Here is a 17,850-nt window from a genome sequence, read left to right as displayed (position 1 = left end):
GAATCAGCTTCTCTATGAAGGATGTTGCTCAGAACTGACAATAAAAATAAGAGATTGCCTGATAAACTTTAAAGGTTTTGATGACAATCTCTTTATGTTGTGCAAATTGGCCGGTGTGAAATGCATACCGGCTTTTATTAGGCTTAGATATTAGAGGTTAGTTAGAACAATGAGTGATAAGAAGACAGCAGCAGAAATAGCAAAGCGCAGAACCTTTGCCATCATATCCCACCCTGATGCAGGTAAAACAACTCTTACAGAGAAATTCCTTCTTTACGGCGGAGTTATCAATCAGGCAGGTTCTGTAAAAGGTAAGGCTACAGCCAAGCATGCGGTTTCTGACTGGATGGAAATAGAAAAACAAAGAGGTATTTCAGTTACCTCATCAGCACTTCAGTTTAATTTTGAAGATCATTGTATCAACATTCTTGATACACCAGGACACCAGGATTTCTCTGAAGATACCTATCGTACACTTATGGCTGCTGATTCTGCAGTCATGGTCATCGATGCAAGTAAAGGTGTTGAGGCGCAGACCAAGAAGCTTTTCAAGGTATGTACAATGCGCCATATACCGATATTTACTTTTATAAATAAGCTTGACCGTGATGCCAAGGATACATTTGATCTTATGCAGGATATTGAGGACAATCTTGGAATTGAGACTTGCCCTGTTAACTGGCCTATAGGATCAGGTAAGAATTTCAAAGGTATCTATGAAAGAAAAGAAAACCGTATAGTTACTTTCTCAGGAACAGAGAAGGGAACTAAAGAAGGTGAAGAGAACTTCCTTGATTTTAATAATGAAAGCGCAGTCCTTGACCAGATCGGTGAAGATGCTTATGAGAAGCTTCAGGAAGAGATGGAACTTCTTGACGGAGCAGGAGCACAGTTTGATCTTGAGGCAGTACGTGCAGGACAGCTTACACCTGTATTCTTTGGTTCAGCTCTCCAGAATTTCGGCGTAGAGATTTTCCTTCATAACTTCCTTCAGATGGCTACACTTCCTACAGGACGTGTATCAGGTGATGAAGTTATAGATCCTGTAGAGCATGAATTTTCAGCATTTGTATTCAAGATTCAGGCTAATATGGATGCAAGACACCGTGACCGTATTGCCTTTATGAGAATCTGTTCAGGAAGATATGATGCTGACAAGGAAATAAAACATATTCAGTCAGGTCGTACTTTCCGTCTTTCACAGCCTCAGCAGCTTATGGCTGATGAGAGAAAGATTCTTACAGAAGCCTACGCTGGAGATATCATCGGTGTATTTGATCCGGGTATTTTCTCAATAGGTGATACTGTATGTATGCCCAAGGATAATGTAAAGTATGAAGGAATTCCTACTTTCGCTCCTGAGCATTTTGCAAGAGTTCGTCAGGTTGATACCATGAAACGTAAGCAGTTCGTAAAGGGTATCCAGCAGATAGCTCAGGAAGGTGCTATTCAGATATTTCAGGAGTTTAATACCGGACTTGAAGAGATCATAGTAGGTGTTGTTGGTATTCTTCAGTTTGATGTACTTAAATTCCGTCTCAAGAACGAGTATAATGTTGATATCATTCTTGAGAACCTGCCTTATGAATATATCAGATGGGTAGATTCAGACACTGACATGTCTTCTCTTGTTGGAACTTCTGACATGAAGAAGATCAAAGATATGAACGATCGTCCGCTTCTTCTTTTCATTAATGAATGGAGCGTCGATATGACGGTTAAGCGTAATGAAGGACTTGTACTCTCTGAATTCCGTAAGAACTGATCCTAAAAATAAAAGATCAGGGAAATTAAAGACTATAGCGCTTTTGTCTGCATTTACTGTTATGACAAGTCTTTTAACTACTGCCTGTAGTATGCAGGATGTTAAAGACTTTATAAGTGATGTATATAAAGGCGCTGATGTTGTCTCTAAAAAAGCTGAAGATATCGCTGAAGATATAACAGGTTCATCTGATACAGATGAAAATATTGGCAGTGATGTTGCAGGTTTATTTGAAAGCGTTATTGAGAATTCTTCGTCTTATACTTACCCAACCAAGGAGATGCAGGATGACTGGGATGAGATAGGCTTATCAGACAGCACCATAGCCTCAGTACAGAATGATCAGATCGGTCTTTATTATTACGATAGCTTAAACCTGGATGAACAGAAGCTTTATGCTGAGATTTACTATATTTTATCTAATCAGGCAGAGTATATCTACATCACATCTACTGATATGGAAGAAGTTGAGAAGGTTCAGCAGTGCGTTCAGAATGACCATCCTGAGATATTCTATCTTGACGGCTATTTGATGAACAGGTATATGACCTCTGATAGTGAAGAAATAAAGGCTCTTACCTATGGAGGAAAATATACTCTTACAACAAGTGAGATAGAAGCAAGGAATGAAAGGCTTAAAGCGGCAGCAGATAACATAATAGCAGGAATGCCTGATACTACAGATGAATATGAGATCGTTAAGTACTTTTACGATTATATAGTACTTCATACCGAATATCAGATAGGATCTGAAGATAATCAGAATATATGTTCTGTTCTTTTAAACGGGGCAAGCGTGTGTCAGGGCTATGCCAAGACGCTTCAGTACCTGCTTCAGAAAGTCGGTATTACCTGCGAAATGGTATCAGGGACCGTCGATAATGGCTCTACGACATCTTCACATGCCTGGAATATTGTAAAGGTCAATGGCAACTGGTATTATGTTGATCCTACCTGGGGTGATTCTTCTTTTACAGGATCTCTTCCGGGAGATACAGAGGTTGTCAATTATGCATATTTATGCGTTACAACAAGTGACCTTGCTACTACGCATACAACTGATGAAGTAGTTGAACTTCCTGAATGTAACTCGACTGCAGATAACTATTTTGTCAGGGAAAATGCACTTTTTGACTCTGTAGATAAAGAAAAGCTTCACAGCCTTTTTCTAAAAGAAGCTCAAGAAGGTAAAAGCTGCGTTACATTCAAGTGCACAAATGCAGAAGTATTTGAGCAGATGAAGGCATATCTTTTTTCTGATAAAGGCGGAGCTATTTTTGAATATCTGCCATCAGATGCTACAAGAGCTTCATATATAAGTCAGGATACAACCTTGACCTATATGATATGGCTATAAAGGCCATAAATGCGCCTTCTTTGCAAAATGCATAAAAACAGTTATAATCATTATAAATATTTCTTTATGAAAGGGAGATTGTTATGGAAAACACAGCTGATAACAGCTCTTTTAATTTGAGAGAGAATTCAGACATCGGAAGCGTTAAGATTGCAAATGACGTAATAGGAATGATCGCAGCACTTGCTGCCATGGAGATAGATGGTGTATCCGGAATGCCTGGAAATATTACATCTGATGCTCTTCAGAAAAGTGGATATCGTAAGCTTTCCAAAGGCGTAAGAGTACAGCTTAGTGGCAAGAATGTAGCATTGGATCTGGCTCTTTTAATGGGATATGGTTTTAATATTCCTGCTACCAGCCAGAAGGTTCAGACACGTGTAAAGAGTACTGTTGAGAATATGACAGGTCTTAATGTTACAGATGTTAACGTACACATTTCAGGCATCACAGTAGCTGAATCATAATTTTTTTGTATTTGAACATTGAAAAGGAAATAGTTTATGAAAAGAAGTGAAGAAAGAGAGCAGGTATTTAAGCTCCTGTTTCGTGTAGAATTTAATCCAATCGAAGAAATGGCAGAACAGGAAGAGCTTTTCTCAGAGGACCTTCCGGAATCAGAAGATCTTTTTATGAGTTCTGATGAAAAGAAGTTATCAGAAAAAGATGCTGATAAGATCAGGGCCCGTTATGAGAAGATAGCCGGAAAACTTCCTGAAATTGATGCGATGATCAATGAGAAGACTCTTGGCTGGGATACAGAGCGTATGGCTAAGGTTGATCTTACTATCATCCGTCTGGCTGTTTTTGAGATCAAATTTGATGATGATATACCTACAGGAGTAGCTATTAACGAGGCAGTTGAACTTGCCAAGAAATTTGGCCAGGATGGATCTGCTTCATTCGTTAACGGAGTATTGGCAAAATTTGCTTAAGAATAATGTTTATACCGTAGCACAGGTAAATTCATATATTAAAGACATGTTTAACCAGGACTTTCTTTTAAGAAAGCTTACGGTTAAAGGTGAAGTCAGCAATTGCAAGTATCATTCTTCGGGTCATATCTATTTCACTTTAAAGGATTCGTCAGGAACTCTTAATTGTGTAATGTTTCGTGGAAACAGAAGCGGCCTTAAGTTTCAGATGACTGAAGGGCAGCAGGTGCAGGTAACAGGAAGCTGTGACGTGTACGTCAAAGGCGGAAGCTACCAGCTCTATGCAACTAAGATAGAACCTGACGGGACAGGACAGCTGTATGAGAAATATGAACAGCTGAAGAAGAAGCTGGAAGAACTTGGGATGTTCTCACCTGAGTACAAGCAAGAGATTCCAAAATATATACGTACGCTTGGAGTTGTGACTGCTCCTAAAGGAGCTGCAGTGCATGATATCATCAGCATTACCAAAAGGCGCAACCCCTTCGTGCAGATTATTCTCTACCCTGCGATCGTGCAGGGAGTTGATGCTCCTGCCAGTATAGTCAGAGGGCTGCAGGTACTTGCAGACGCTGATGTAGATGTGATCATAGTTGGACGTGGCGGAGGCTCAATCGAAGATCTGTGGGCTTTTAATGATGAGTCTGTTGCACAGGCTATATTTGACTGCCCGATTCCCATCATATCAGCAGTTGGACATGAAACTGATACTACGATAGCAGATTATGTGGCGGATTTAAGAGCGCCTACACCATCTGCAGGGGCTGAACTTGCGGTTTATGAGTATCAAAGATTTATAAATGATATAGAAGATTACAGGAATATATTATATGGTCAGTTTGATGCCACACTTAGCTCCTGCAAACACGAGCTAAAAGTAAGGCAGAGTATGATCAAAGCTTATTCACCCTGGTCCAAGATAAGAGACAAGAGGATGAGACAGGCTGAATATATTGATACCATCAGTCTTTTATGGAAGCAGCAGCTTATGAAGAACAGAAACAGGCTTGATGTCAGGATTGAGAAGATGAAGGGTCTGTCACCTCTTGATAAGCTTAAAAGCGGCTTTTCATACGTAGAAGATGAAAATGGTAATAATATACGAAGTATAAGTCAGACATCTGTTGGCAGGGAGATAGCCGTTAAGGTTACAGACGGAACTATAGTGGCTAAGACTATATCAACAAATGCAAGTACAAACTTAGAAGAGGTATAAAATGCCTGCAGCAAAGAAAAACAGTAAAAATAATAATGAAAATAATACTAATATAGAAGACCTTGAAGGCATAAGTGTAGAAGAAGCTTTTAAAAGAGTGGATGATGTTATTTCTGCAATGCAGGAGGATGATATAACACTCGAAGAATCTTTTCACAAATATAAAGAAGGAATTGATCTTCTGAAATTTGCCGGAACTATGATAGACAGGGTCGAAAAGGAAGCTCTTAAGATATCTGAAGACGGAGAACTTGAGGTATTTGAAGACGAGGAATAGTACTAATTCCTCAGGCCACATAGATATAAGTTAGTAAAAGAGTTTGTTTTATAATGGAGGAAATTATGTCAGATCCCGATGAAAATTTTGAAATTAAGCGTCAGGAGAGAATTGAGGCAGCAGAGCATATCATTACAAGTTATCTGCCTAAAGAAGAGGGTCGTCAGAAGACTGTCATTGAAGCAATGAATTACAGTGTTCTTGCCGGTGGAAAGAGGCTGAGACCAGTTCTTATGCGTGAAGCATATATGATGTTCGGCGGAAGAAATGAGATGATAATCGGACCTTTTATGGCTGCACTTGAGATGATACATACATATTCTCTCGTTCATGATGATCTTCCGGCGCTTGATAACGATGAATTCAGACGTGGAAAAAAGACTACACATGCTGTTTATGGCCCGGGAATGGCTACAATAGCCGGAGACGGACTTTTAAACTATGCTTTTGAGACAGCATTAAAGGCAGCTCAGGAATGCCAGGAACTTCCTGAATATGACGGAAGTGTATCAAGCCGTATGCTGGCTGCCCTGACTATTCTTGCCGAGAAAGCCGGAATTTACGGTATGATCGGCGGACAGTGCGCAGACATAGAAGCTGAGAAGAGAAGTGATGTAACACCTGATGATCTTTTGTATATACATGAGAACAAGACAGGAGCACTTATAGAGAGCGCACTTATGATAGGAGCTGTTCTTGCAGGAGCAAGCGCATGCGATGTTCATAAGATGGAACAGATAGGACTTAATGTAGGAGTTGCATTCCAGATACAGGACGACATACTTGATGTCATAGGCGATCAGGACAAGCTTGGTAAGCCTGTGGGTTCTGATGAAAAGAATGAAAAGACTACTTATGTTTCATTTTATGGAATTGATAAATCAAAAGAAGAAGTAACAAGACTCTCTGATGAAGCACTGGATCTTTTAAGAGAACTTGAAAGCAGGGAAGGTCATGAAGATATTTTCCTGGAAGAACTTATTACATGGCTTATTCACAGAGATAACTAATATTAGATGCGTGAAAGAAAATGGATAAAATTATACTTGATAAAATAAACAATACAGGTGATATAAAGAAGATTCCTGAGAATGAACTTCCGATACTCTCACAGGAAATACGTGATTTTCTTGTGGAAAAGCTGAGCGTAACCGGAGGACATCTTGCTTCGAATCTGGGAACTGTGGAGCTTACAATAGCACTTCACAGAAGCCTTGATCTGCCACAGGATAAGATAGTATGGGATGTAGGACATCAGTGCTATACTCATAAGATTCTTACAGGCAGAAAAAATGATTTTGATAACCTTCGTAAGTTTGGCGGAATGAGCGGCTTCCCTAAAAAGTCTGAGTCTGATACTGACTGTTTTGATACAGGACACAGTTCAAACTCTATTTCTGCCGGCCTGGGAATGGTCAAAGCAAGGGATCTTAGAGGAGAAGATTATACAGTAGTATCAGTAATAGGTGATGGCGCACTTACAGGCGGCATGGCCTTTGAGGCGCTTAATAATGCTGCCAAGCTTGAGACTAACTTTATAATAATCCTTAATGACAATAATATGTCCATATCCGAAAGTATTGGAGGTATGTCCAAATATCTCGGACACATCCGTACAATGGACGGATACCTTAACCTTAAGGCTGATGTTTATAAGCAGCTTTCAGGACAGACTAAGGTTATCGAGAAGATCCGTCATGTGAAGAATAATTTTAAGCAGTTCTTCGTACCTGGAATGTTATTTGAAAACCTCGGTATTACTTATCTTGGACCTATTGATGGTCATAATGAGGCACTTCTTGAGCACGAGATCCAGGAAGCCAAGAAAGTTAAGAAGGCAGTAATCCTTCATGTACTTACTAAAAAGGGTAAGGGATATGAACCTGCTGAAAACCATCCTTCAAGATTCCATGGTGCTGAGCCATTCAATATTGAAAATGGTATACCTGCTCATCACAGAAAGGTTGCAGCATATCAGGATATCTTTTCAACTGTTATGTGGAAGCTTGGTGAAAGAGATCCAAGAGTCTGCGCTATTACAGCTGCAATGGCTGATGGAACAGGACTTAAGAGATTCAGAAATAAATTTCCGGACAGGTTCTTTGATGTAGGTATATCAGAAGAACATGCTGTTACTTTTGCTGCAGGACTTGCAGAGGGAGGAATGCGACCTGTATTTGCAGTATATTCCACATTCCTTCAAAGAGCTTATGACCAGATAATAGAAGATGTATGTCTTCAGAATCTTCCTGTGGTACTTGCCATAGACAGAGCAGGTCTTGTAGGCTCTGACGGAGAGACCCATCAGGGAATATTCGACCTTTCATATCTTTCAAGTATGCCCAATATGCATATCATGGCACCAAAGAATAAATGGGAGCTTTCAGATATGCTCAAGTTCGCAGTTAACTTTGACGGACCTATAGCTATAAGATATCCAAGAGGAGAAGCTTATGCAGGTCTTGTTGACTGGAGAGCTCCTATCGAGATGGGTAAGGCTGAGCCTATATTTGAAGAGGGCGGAGTACTTCTTCTTGCTGTAGGAAGTATGGTCAAGACAGCTGTTATGGTAAGAGAATTACTTGCAAGTGAAGGAATACCATGCTCTATCACAAACGCGCGTTTTGTAAAGCCTATCGATGAAGAATATATCCTTGGTGAAGCAGATAAGCATCCACTTATCGTCACAATGGAAGAGAATGTTCTATCTGGAGGATTTGGAGAAAAGGTAAGAAGTCTTCTTGGCAATAACAGATGCGACACAAGAATTATGAATATAGCTATCCCTGACCAGTTTGTAACACATGGAAGTCCGGAAGCACTTATGTCAATGCTTGGCATAGATGAGAAGTCTATAGCTCAGAAGATCAAGGCAGAGCTTAATGCTATGGAGGATAACAGATAATGCCTAAGACCAGATTAGATGTACTTTTGGTTGAAAGAGGGTTTGTATCTTCAAGAGAAAAGGCTAAAGCCCTGATCATGGCCGGAGATGTATTTATTAATGGTCAGAGAGAAGATAAGCCCGGAACATCCTTCCAGGAAGATAAAATTAAAAATATAGAAGTCAGAGGCGCTACGATTCCTTTCGTAAGCCGAGGCGGACTCAAGCTTGATAAAGCAGTTAAAACCTTTAATCTCGACTTTACTGGCTTTACTTGTATGGATATAGGCGCATCTACCGGAGGCTTTACGGATTGCATGCTGCAAAACGGAGCTGTTAAGGTATATTCCGTAGATGTAGGACATGGTCAGCTTGACTGGAAGCTCAGAAGCGATGACCGTGTTGTATGCATGGAAAAGACCAACTTCAGATATCTTACAAGAGATCAGATTGATGATGATATAGATTTTGCTTCATGCGATGTATCTTTTATCTCACTTACAAGAATACTGGTTCCTGCCAGAAAACTTTTAAAGGATGGCGCTCAGATGGTAGTCCTTATCAAGCCTCAGTTTGAAGCGGGTCGTGATAAAGTAGGCAAAAAGGGCGTAGTAAGAGACAAGAAAGTACATGAAGAAGTAATAAGCAGAATAATGGACTTTGCTGATATGGCAGGGTTTGAAATACTCCATCTTGACTATTCTCCTATAAGAGGACCTGAAGGTAATATAGAATACCTTCTTCATCTTAAAAAAGATGCATCAAGAAATGAAGAAGTATCAGAGTATGATGAAGCTACGGCATTAAAGAAATTTGGAGAGATAGAAGACTCTTGTAGCGGCATCTCTAAGACACAGGCAAACATGACACTAATAGGAAATGCTGTAGATGCAGCACACGGGGAGCTTGAAGGTTAATGGATCATTTTCTTATCTTTACCAATAAAAGCAAGGACAAAAATCTGGAATTTACTAATAAGGTAACTGATTTTCTGGAATCTCATGGGAAAAAGTGTTATATAGCACATTTTGAGGAACCCGGAAATAATACCTTAAGACCGGATGCAGTAATGTTTCGAACTCAGGTTCCACCTGAGATAGAATGCTGTATTGTTCTTGGCGGTGACGGAACCATGCTTCAGGCAGCAGTTAATGTCCGTGAAAGAAATATTCCTATTCTTGGAATAAACCTTGGGACAATGGGATATCTGACTGAAATAGACAGAAACCATATAAATGAGGCACTTCAAAGACTTATAAATGATGATTATGTAATAGAAGAGCGCATGCTTCTTAGCGGAACCAAGGTTACCGGTGAGAGAAAAGAGTTTATAGCTTTAAATGATATTGTTATTGCCAGAAAGGCAGCAGTACAGATCATAAAGCTCGTAGTATATGTTGACGACAGACTTCTTACCACATATCTAGCTGATGGTGTTATTATTTCTACACCAACAGGATCTACAGGCTACAATATGTCAGCCGGAGGACCGCTTGTATCACCGCAGTCCAATACCATGGTTATAACACCTATCTGTCCACACTCTCTTACTAACAGAAGTATAGTACTTCCGGCATCAGATAAGATAACTATAGAGCTTGGAGCAGGTAAAGCTGACAGAATACAGGAAGCTGAAGCAAGTGTAGATGGACATTTTGGAGCTTCAATCTCAACAGGCGACAGAATAGAGATAAGAAAAGCAGCAAAGATTTCAAAGATACTCAGAATGAACCAGGTAAGTTTTGTAGAAATACTAAACCAGAAACTTTTGTAAAGGGGGGACTATGAAGAAAAACAGACACAGTAAAATAATCGAACTAATAGAAAATAATGAGGTAGAAACTCAGGAGCAGCTCGCAGATCTTCTCAAAAATGACGGATATGATGTAACTCAGGCTACAGTATCCAGAGATATCAGAGAGCTTAGACTTACAAAGGTTCAGACAGGTGACGGACATCAGAAGTACCGTGTTATGGACCATGATGATGAAGAGCTTCAGGATAAATACATAAAAGTTCTTCAAAGCGGCTTTGTATCCATGGATAAGGCAGGCAACATTCTGGTGCTTAGAACAGTATCAGGTATGGCTATGGCTGTAGCTGCAGCACTTGATGCTCTGCACCTATCTCAGATAATAGGCTGCATTGCAGGAGATGATACTATTTTTGCTGCAATAAGAACAGAAGAGGATGTACAGGAAGTAATGGACAGAATCAGAGATATGCTCTGATTTTAGTAAAATGGGGGAGTAAATGCTATATTCATTACATGTTAAGGATCTTGCTCTTATTAAGGAGCAGGAAATTGAATTTACTAAAGGACTTAATGTTCTTACAGGTGAAACAGGAGCCGGTAAGTCTGTGCTTATAGGATCTGTTAATCTTGCATTGGGGAGCAAGGCTGACAAAGATCTGATAAGGACTGGTGCTGAATATGCTCTTGTAGAGCTAACATTCTTTGTAGATAATGAAAAGACCAAAGACAAGATCAAGGAGATGGACCTTCCTATCGAAGAGGATGGAACAGTTATCCTTAGTCGTAAGATAATGGACGGACGCAGTATCTGCAAAGTCGGGGGAGAAAATGTAACTGTTCGACAGCTTAGAGAGCTTGGCGAACTTCTTATCAATATTCATGGTCAGAATGATAATCAGACCCTCCTTCAGCGCAAAAAGCACCTTGATATACTTGATAGTTTTATAGGCAAGAGTGTTATTGAAGAAAAGAAAAAGCTTAAAGAAGTCTGGAAAAGACATGAAGATATAAAAGCTAAGCTTGATGAAACTGATATGGATGAAGCCACCAGAAAACGTGAGCAGGATCTTGCTTCTTTTGAGCTTGAAGAGATTGAAAATGCCGGACTTAAAGAAGGTGAAGATGAAGAACTTGAAGCAAGATATCGCCGCATGGCTAACAGCCTTAAGATAACAGAGGCTGCAGGAGAAGCTAAGGAGCTTTTGTTTGGAGAAGAAGGAGTAAGTGCATCAGATGCCATATCAAGTGCGCTTCAAAGACTTATAGCTGTAAGCTCTTATGATGAAAATGTCAAAGAGGTATCCAACCAGCTTGGTGATATCGATAATCTTATGACAGATCTTGGACACAGCCTTTCAGCTTATCTGTCAGATCTTGAATTTGATGATGAAGAATATAATGATACCGAGAACAGACTTGATCTTATAAATCATTTAAAAGATAAATATGGAAATAGTATAGAAGATATACTAAAATACGCAGAGGAAAAACAAAAACAGCTTGATATTCTTTCTAATCTAGAAGAAGAAAGAGAAAAACTTAAAAAAGAGCTTAATGCTTCTTTGGAAGAAGCCAAAAAGATATGTGCCAGAATATCTGATATAAGAAAAAAGAATGCAAAGGTGCTGGCAGCGCAAATGAAGCAGGCACTTATTGATCTTAACTTTCTTGATGTACAGTTTCGTATAGATGTAATACCAATGGAAGATCACATCACATCCGGCGGATATGATGAAGCTATATTTATGATATCTACTAATCCTGGGGAAGAATTAAGACCTCTTTCTGAAATTGCAAGTGGTGGTGAGCTTTCAAGAATCATGCTTGCACTTAAGACTGTTTTTGCAGATCAGGATGATATTGCCTCACTTATCTTTGATGAGATAGATACTGGTATAAGCGGAGTTACAGCCTGGAAGGTTTCAGAGAAGCTTGGCAAGCTTGCATCAAACCATCAGATAATATGCATTACACATCTTCCTCAGATTGCTGCAATGTATGACAGGCATTTCCTTATAAAGAAAGGCCTTTCTGACAGCCGCACTATTACAAGTATCAGTAAGCTTTCAGATGACGAAAGCATAGATGAACTTGGACGTATGCTTGGAGCCGGAGAAGTTACGGATGCTGTAAGACAGAATGCAAGAGAGATGAGAACCAAGGCACTTAATTCAAAGGCATGAAAGGAACACCATGACAATTAATACAGATGACCTGATAAATAGTATAATTGAAAGTCTTGATAGAATAGAAAATGTTAAGCTGCAGGATATACCAAATATGGATCTGTATATGGATCAGCTTACAACCTTTATGGATGAGAAGCTTAACAGGACTACAAGATATCCGGGAGAAGACAAGATCCTTACTAAGACAATGATCAATAATTATGCCAAGAATGATCTGCTTCCTCCTCCCATCAGAAAGAAGTATTCCAAGGATCATCTTATTTTATTGATATTTATTTACTATTTCAAAACAGTGCTTCCTATAAGTGATGTTCAGACACTTCTTGAGCCTATAAAGAAAAGGTTTCATATAAGTGACACAGATGGACTGACACTTTCTGAAATATATCAGACCATATTTGATATTGCAGAAAAAGAAGTTGATCCGTTAAAAGAAGATCTTCTGAAAAAAGCAGATATAGCAAATGGACTATTTGAGGATGCTGATGACGAAGATAAGGATCAGATGAAACTTTTCGCTTTCCTTAGTCTTCTTGCATATGATGTATATGTCAAAAAGCTTATTATCGAGAAGGTAATAGACGGGATAGATGAAAAGTCCGGAAAGAATAAGTCCAAAGAAGAACTAAGGGAAGAAAAACGAGCTGCAAAGGAAGCGGCAAAAGCCAGGAAGGCAGCAGCTAAAGCTGCCCGTCAGGAAATGAAAGGAAACTAACTCTCTTGAGTATTTACGATACATTAAACATTGAACAGAAAAAAGCAGTACTTCAGACTGAAGGACCAGTACTTATACTTGCAGGAGCTGGCTCTGGTAAGACAAGAGTACTTACACACAGAGTAGCTTATCTTATTGATGAATGCGGTGTTAACCCATGGAATATCATGGCTATTACTTTCACCAATAAGGCAGCAGGAGAGATGCGTGAAAGAGTTGACAAGATTGTAGGCTTTGGATCAGAAAGCATCTGGGTTACTACTTTCCACTCGACATGCGTCAGAATACTTAGAAGATATGCTGACAGACTTGGATATTCCAACAATTTCACTATTTATGATAGTGATGATTCCAAGACTGTCCTTAAAAATATAGTCAAGCAGTACAATCTCGAAACAAGAGATCTTAAGCTCAGGCAGATTCAGAATACAATCTCTAAATGTAAGGATAATCTTGTATCAGCTAATTCTTATACACTTTCAAGCGGCAATGATTTCCAGAAACAGAAGATAGCCAAGGCATATCAGGAATACCAGATATCTCTAAAAAAGAATAATGCTATGGATTTCGATGATCTTATCATGAATACCGTAACTCTTTTTCGTGAGAACAGTGATGTCCTTGAAAGCTATCAGGAGCGTTTTAAGTACATAATGGTCGATGAGTATCAGGATACTAATAATGCCCAGTTTGAGCTTATAAGACTTCTTGCAGACAGATACAAGAATCTGTGCGTTGTAGGTGATGATGACCAGTCAATCTACCGCTTCAGAGGCGCTAATATCAGAAATATCCTGGATTTTGAAAAGAACTATCCGGATGCTGTTGTTATAAAACTTGAGCAGAACTATCGTTCTACCCAGAACATACTTGATGCGGCTAATACTGTTATAAGACATAACAGAAGCCGAAAAGAAAAAGCTCTCTGGACGGATGAAGGAGAAGGCTCAAAGGTAAGATTCTGCGAGTTTGAGCAGGCTCCTGAAGAGGCTAACTTTATTGCAGATGATATTTCCAATAAAAAGAGACAGGGCAAGCTCTCATACGCAGATACAGCGGTTCTGTACAGGACTAATGCCCAGTCAAGACTTATAGAAGAGCGTTTTGTAATGTATGGTATCCCATACAATGTAGTTGGTGGTACTAACTTCTATGCAAGACGTGAGATCAAAGATCTTCTTGCTTATCTTAAGACTATAGATAACGGAAGTGATGAGCTTGCAGTACGCCGTATAATCAATATTCCTAAAAGAGGAATAGGTGCGACAACCCTTAATAAGATCGCGGATTATGCCAGCATGCATAACATGAATTTCTATGATGCTATAGCTCATGCTAATGAATATATTACAGGTAAAACCGTAGAAAAGCTTCACGATTTTGATCTTATGATCAAGGCATTCAGAGCTAAACAAAAGATGATGAGCCTTGAAGATCTCATACATGATGTTATAGATGTAACTGACTTTGAGGAATATTTAAGAGCTCTTCAGGAAGAAGATGAGAATAACGGAAGTCAGGACAACGACAGAAGACAGAACGTACAGGAACTTATAGGAAAGGTAATATCCTATGAGGAGAAGGCAGAAGATCCTACATTGTCAGGATTTCTTGAAGATGTAGCTCTTGTTGCTGACATAGATAATGTGGCAGAAGGCGATGAGAGAGTACTTCTTATGACCTTGCATAGTGCAAAGGGACTTGAGTTTGAGCATGTATATCTTGCCGGACTTGAAGAAGGAACTTTCCCAAGCTATATGACAATAAATGCTGAAGATTCTGATCCTATGGCGATGGAAGAAGAAAGAAGACTTGCCTACGTTGGAATAACAAGGGCCAAGAAGGAACTTACTATATCCTGTGCACACAGGCGTATGGTCAGAGGATCTTTTGAATCACTTGCTGTCAGCAGATTCGTAGATGAGATTCCTGAAAAGCTTCTCGACAGATCAGGTTCTACTGTAATGCCTTCATTCCTATTTGAAGGTGGCGACACAATAGAAGATGACGACAACTACGACTATGATAACGATATGCCAAGTAGACGCGGAAGTGAAAGCCGAAGGACATTTGGCAACTCAAGCGGATATTCGGGATCATCTTATTCCAGAGCCGATTATGCAGACAGATCTTATGGTCATAAGAATTTCAGTTCTGGAAGTTCTTATAACAGTGCTGCAAGTACAAGTTCAAGGCTTGGAGGCTTTAAGAGTAATGCTAATGAAAGATCTTCTGAAAAAATAGATCATGTTCCAGGAAGCAGTATATACGGCCCTGTTGGGAAACCTAAGGCAAGCCTTGCCAAGAAGACAGTAAGGACTCCTGCATCTAAGCCCTTTATAGCAGGAGCTGCCTCTACTCATAAGAAAGCCGGTAAAGGTGCATTGTCAGGGCTTTCTAAGGGAATGCCCAAGGCAGAGTCACTCGATTATAAAGAAGGTGACAGAGTAAGCCATATCAAGTATGGTGAAGGCGTAGTCAAAACCATAGAAGAAGGACCAAGAGATTATAAAGTCACAGTTGACTTTGATGATGCTGGACAGAAGATCATGTTTGCAGCATTTGCAAAATTAAAAAAGCTTTGATGATTTTAGATATAAGGACATCAATGTAACTTTGTGGTACAATATAACGTAGTAGTTCCGGTTACGCAAAAATATAAGACGTCATTATGAAAGGGGTCGTATATGGATAGACTTGATGAAGTACTTGAACTTAAAAAACTGAATGAACTTCTAGGACACAAGGAAGAAAAGGAAGACAAGTTCCCAAAGACAATCCTTTGGATACTTGCACTTATAGGCGTTGTTGCAGCAGTTGCAGCTATAGCATATTGCGTATATCGTTATCTGACACCGGTTTATGATGACGATTTTGATGATGATTGGGATGATGATTATGATTTTGATGATGATCTTGATCCTGTCGCAGTAAAGGCAGCAGCTAAGGCAGCTAACGAAGCTAGTAATGTATGAACCGCAGCAAAGCTGCGGGAGAATTCGGCATAAAATGCCGAATTCAGAACCAAATATATTACAAAATGGTGCAGCAAAGCTGCGGGAGAATTCGGCATAGATGCCGAATAATTAATTAGTATCAGTATATGTGCGGGAGCAGTGTGCCCTGTTGGGGCAGCTGCTCCCGTTTTTGGAGATAATGAGATTATGAAGAAAAGGCAGATAATTGAAGGAACAGTAATAAGGCGTGACTTTCCTAATAAAGGAGTAGTTGGAGATTTAGTTAAGGTTACAAAAGTATATGCAGATAATAATACAGAAAAAAGTGCAGAGTCTGATACTTCAAATGATGCAAAAGGCAACAGTGAAGAAAGCTATGAAAAGTTAGAAGGCACCTGCATTATTAAGAATACTCTTCCGGGCCAGCGCGTTAGAGGCATTGTAACCAAAAGAGGCAAGAACAGACTTGAAGCAAGACTTTTAGAAGTAATAGAAGAAGCCCCTGATGCAATAGAAAGTACATGCCCTCACTTTGGAATATGCGGAAGCTGTCATTATCTGTCAATGACCTATGAACAGGAGCTTGCTCTTAAAGAAGAACAGGTCAAAAAACTCCTTTTTGAAGCCTTTAAAAGACAGGATGAAGAACCTGTATGGGATGGTATTAAGAAAAGTCCTATACGTTTTGAATATAGAAATAAGATGGAGTTTTCCTTTGGTGACGAAATCAAAAATGGTCCCCTTTCTCTTGGCATGCACAAAAGAGGAAGTATGCATGATATTGTAACTGTTAAGGATTGCAATATAATCGATGCGGATTATAGAAAGGTACTTACTTGCGTACTTGATTATTTTGCAGATATGTATGTGCCAATGTCTGATAATGATCAATGGAAAAAGAATATTATTAATGAAGATAGTAATGTTTTCGAGAATGATGATATAAATACAAATGATATAGATACAAATATTATTGATACAAATAATATAGATACAAATAATATAGATACAAATGATATAGTAACTGCAAATTCTGATTTAGATACAGCTAATAAAGTTGTAACCGGAAAAGAGACAGTTACCTTCTATCATACAATGCAGAAAACCGGTTACCTTCGTCATCTTCTTGTACGTAAGGCTAGAAAGACAGGGCAGATTCTTGTGGACCTTGTTACAACTACTCAGGAAGAACATGACCTTATACCACTTAAGGATGCACTTTTAGCTCTTGACCTTGATGGTGAAATAGTAGGATTTTTGCATACAAAGAATGACAGCCTTTCAGATGCAGTAGTAGACCAGGGAACTGATATTATATATGGCCAGGATCATTTTACAGAAGAACTCCTCGGACTTAAATTTGACATATCTCCATTTTCTTTCTTCCAGACCAATTCTCTTTCTGCAGAGGTACTTTATGATACGGTAAGAGATTATGTCAAAGAAGGAATGAAAGAGCAGGGACGAGACAAGGCACATATCCTGTATGACCTTTACTGCGGAACAGGTACTATATCTCAGCTTATGTCTCCTGTTGCTGATAAAGTCATAGGCGTAGAGATAATTGAAGAGGCCGTAGAAGCAGCCAAAATAAATGCAAAGCGCAATAACGTTGATAACTGCGAGTTCATAGCAGGTGACGTCCTCAAAGTCCTTGATGAAATAAAAGAACGTCCCGATTATATAATCCTTGATCCACCAAGAGATGGAATTCATCCAAAAGCACTTAAGAAGATCATTGATTATGGCGTGGATCATATGGTATACGTATCCTGCAAGCCTACGAGTCTTCAAAGAGA

At 39.3% G+C, this 17,850-nt stretch carries 16 protein-coding genes; all 16 read left to right on the top strand.

Going from position 1 to position 17,850, the window contains the following annotated elements:
- Nucleotides 1-169: 169 nt before the first annotated feature.
- On the top strand, nt 170-1,765 hold the full coding sequence (locus tag K6G87_RS19760; RefSeq protein ID WP_296841174.1) for a peptide chain release factor 3: 1,596 nt from the start codon (nt 170-172) through the stop codon (nt 1,763-1,765).
- Nucleotides 1,728-3,122: a transglutaminase domain-containing protein gene (locus K6G87_RS19755; protein ID WP_296841171.1), complete on the top strand. Its 1,395-nt coding sequence runs from the start codon at nt 1,728-1,730 to the stop codon at nt 3,120-3,122. The genes K6G87_RS19760 and K6G87_RS19755 overlap by 38 nt, the downstream gene beginning before the upstream one ends.
- Before the next feature lie 83 nt (nt 3,123-3,205).
- The gene (locus tag K6G87_RS19750; RefSeq protein WP_296841168.1) at nt 3,206-3,589 is read left to right on the top strand and encodes an Asp23/Gls24 family envelope stress response protein; all 384 of its coding nucleotides are present in this window, start codon (nt 3,206-3,208) and stop codon (nt 3,587-3,589) included.
- Nucleotides 3,590-3,625: 36 nt separating this feature from the next.
- A complete protein-coding gene (gene nusB, locus K6G87_RS19745) occupies nt 3,626-4,057 on the top strand; it encodes a transcription antitermination factor NusB (protein WP_296841165.1) in 432 nt (143 codons plus the stop codon).
- The gene (gene xseA, locus K6G87_RS19740) at nt 4,011-5,273 is read left to right on the top strand and encodes an exodeoxyribonuclease VII large subunit (protein WP_442863382.1); all 1,263 of its coding nucleotides are present in this window, start codon (nt 4,011-4,013) and stop codon (nt 5,271-5,273) included. The genes nusB and xseA overlap by 47 nt, the downstream gene beginning before the upstream one ends.
- Before the next feature lies 1 nt (nt 5,274).
- Nucleotides 5,275-5,550 (top strand): exodeoxyribonuclease VII small subunit, encoded by a 276-nt coding sequence (gene xseB, locus K6G87_RS19735; RefSeq protein WP_296841160.1) that lies wholly within the window; start codon nt 5,275-5,277, stop codon nt 5,548-5,550.
- A 65-nt stretch (nt 5,551-5,615) separates the two neighbouring features.
- The gene (locus K6G87_RS19730) at nt 5,616-6,560 is read left to right on the top strand and encodes a polyprenyl synthetase family protein (RefSeq protein WP_296841159.1); all 945 of its coding nucleotides are present in this window, start codon (nt 5,616-5,618) and stop codon (nt 6,558-6,560) included.
- A gap of 29 nt (nt 6,561-6,589) precedes the next feature.
- A complete protein-coding gene (gene dxs, locus K6G87_RS19725) occupies nt 6,590-8,455 on the top strand; it encodes a 1-deoxy-D-xylulose-5-phosphate synthase (protein ID WP_296841177.1) in 1,866 nt (621 codons plus the stop codon).
- Complete coding sequence (locus K6G87_RS19720) at nt 8,455-9,351, top strand: TlyA family RNA methyltransferase (protein WP_296841157.1); 897 nt, start codon at nt 8,455-8,457, stop codon at nt 9,349-9,351. The genes dxs and K6G87_RS19720 overlap by 1 nt, the downstream gene beginning before the upstream one ends.
- Nucleotides 9,351-10,208 carry an NAD(+)/NADH kinase gene (locus K6G87_RS19715; RefSeq protein WP_296841155.1) on the top strand — a complete coding sequence of 286 codons (858 nt, stop codon included), beginning with the start codon at nt 9,351-9,353 and terminating at the stop codon, nt 10,206-10,208. The genes K6G87_RS19720 and K6G87_RS19715 overlap by 1 nt, the downstream gene beginning before the upstream one ends.
- Nucleotides 10,209-10,218: 10 nt before the next feature.
- A complete protein-coding gene (gene argR, locus K6G87_RS19710) occupies nt 10,219-10,665 on the top strand; it encodes an arginine repressor (RefSeq protein WP_296841153.1) in 447 nt (148 codons plus the stop codon).
- A gap of 22 nt (nt 10,666-10,687) precedes the next feature.
- Entirely contained in the window at nt 10,688-12,373 is a 1,686-nt protein-coding gene (gene recN / locus K6G87_RS19705) for a DNA repair protein RecN (protein ID WP_296841151.1), read from the top strand.
- A gap of 10 nt (nt 12,374-12,383) precedes the next feature.
- Nucleotides 12,384-13,094, top strand: a complete 711-nt coding sequence (locus K6G87_RS19700) for a DUF1836 domain-containing protein (protein ID WP_296841149.1) — start codon at nt 12,384-12,386, stop codon at nt 13,092-13,094.
- Nucleotides 13,095-13,099: 5 nt separating this feature from the next.
- Nucleotides 13,100-15,679: an ATP-dependent helicase gene (locus K6G87_RS19695; protein WP_296841148.1), complete on the top strand. Its 2,580-nt coding sequence runs from the start codon at nt 13,100-13,102 to the stop codon at nt 15,677-15,679.
- A 102-nt stretch (nt 15,680-15,781) separates the two neighbouring features.
- Nucleotides 15,782-16,069, top strand: coding sequence for a DUF4366 domain-containing protein (locus K6G87_RS19690; RefSeq protein ID WP_296841146.1), 288 nt, complete (start codon nt 15,782-15,784; stop codon nt 16,067-16,069).
- Between the two features lie 189 nt (nt 16,070-16,258).
- The coding region (locus K6G87_RS19685; RefSeq protein WP_296841144.1) for a class I SAM-dependent RNA methyltransferase at nt 16,259-17,850 on the top strand (1,592 nt) is incomplete at its 3' end.

This window comes from Butyrivibrio sp., assembly GCF_024699075.1.
The sequence above is the reverse complement of the archived record's forward strand: the minus strand, read 5'-3'. Positions and strand labels throughout refer to the sequence as shown.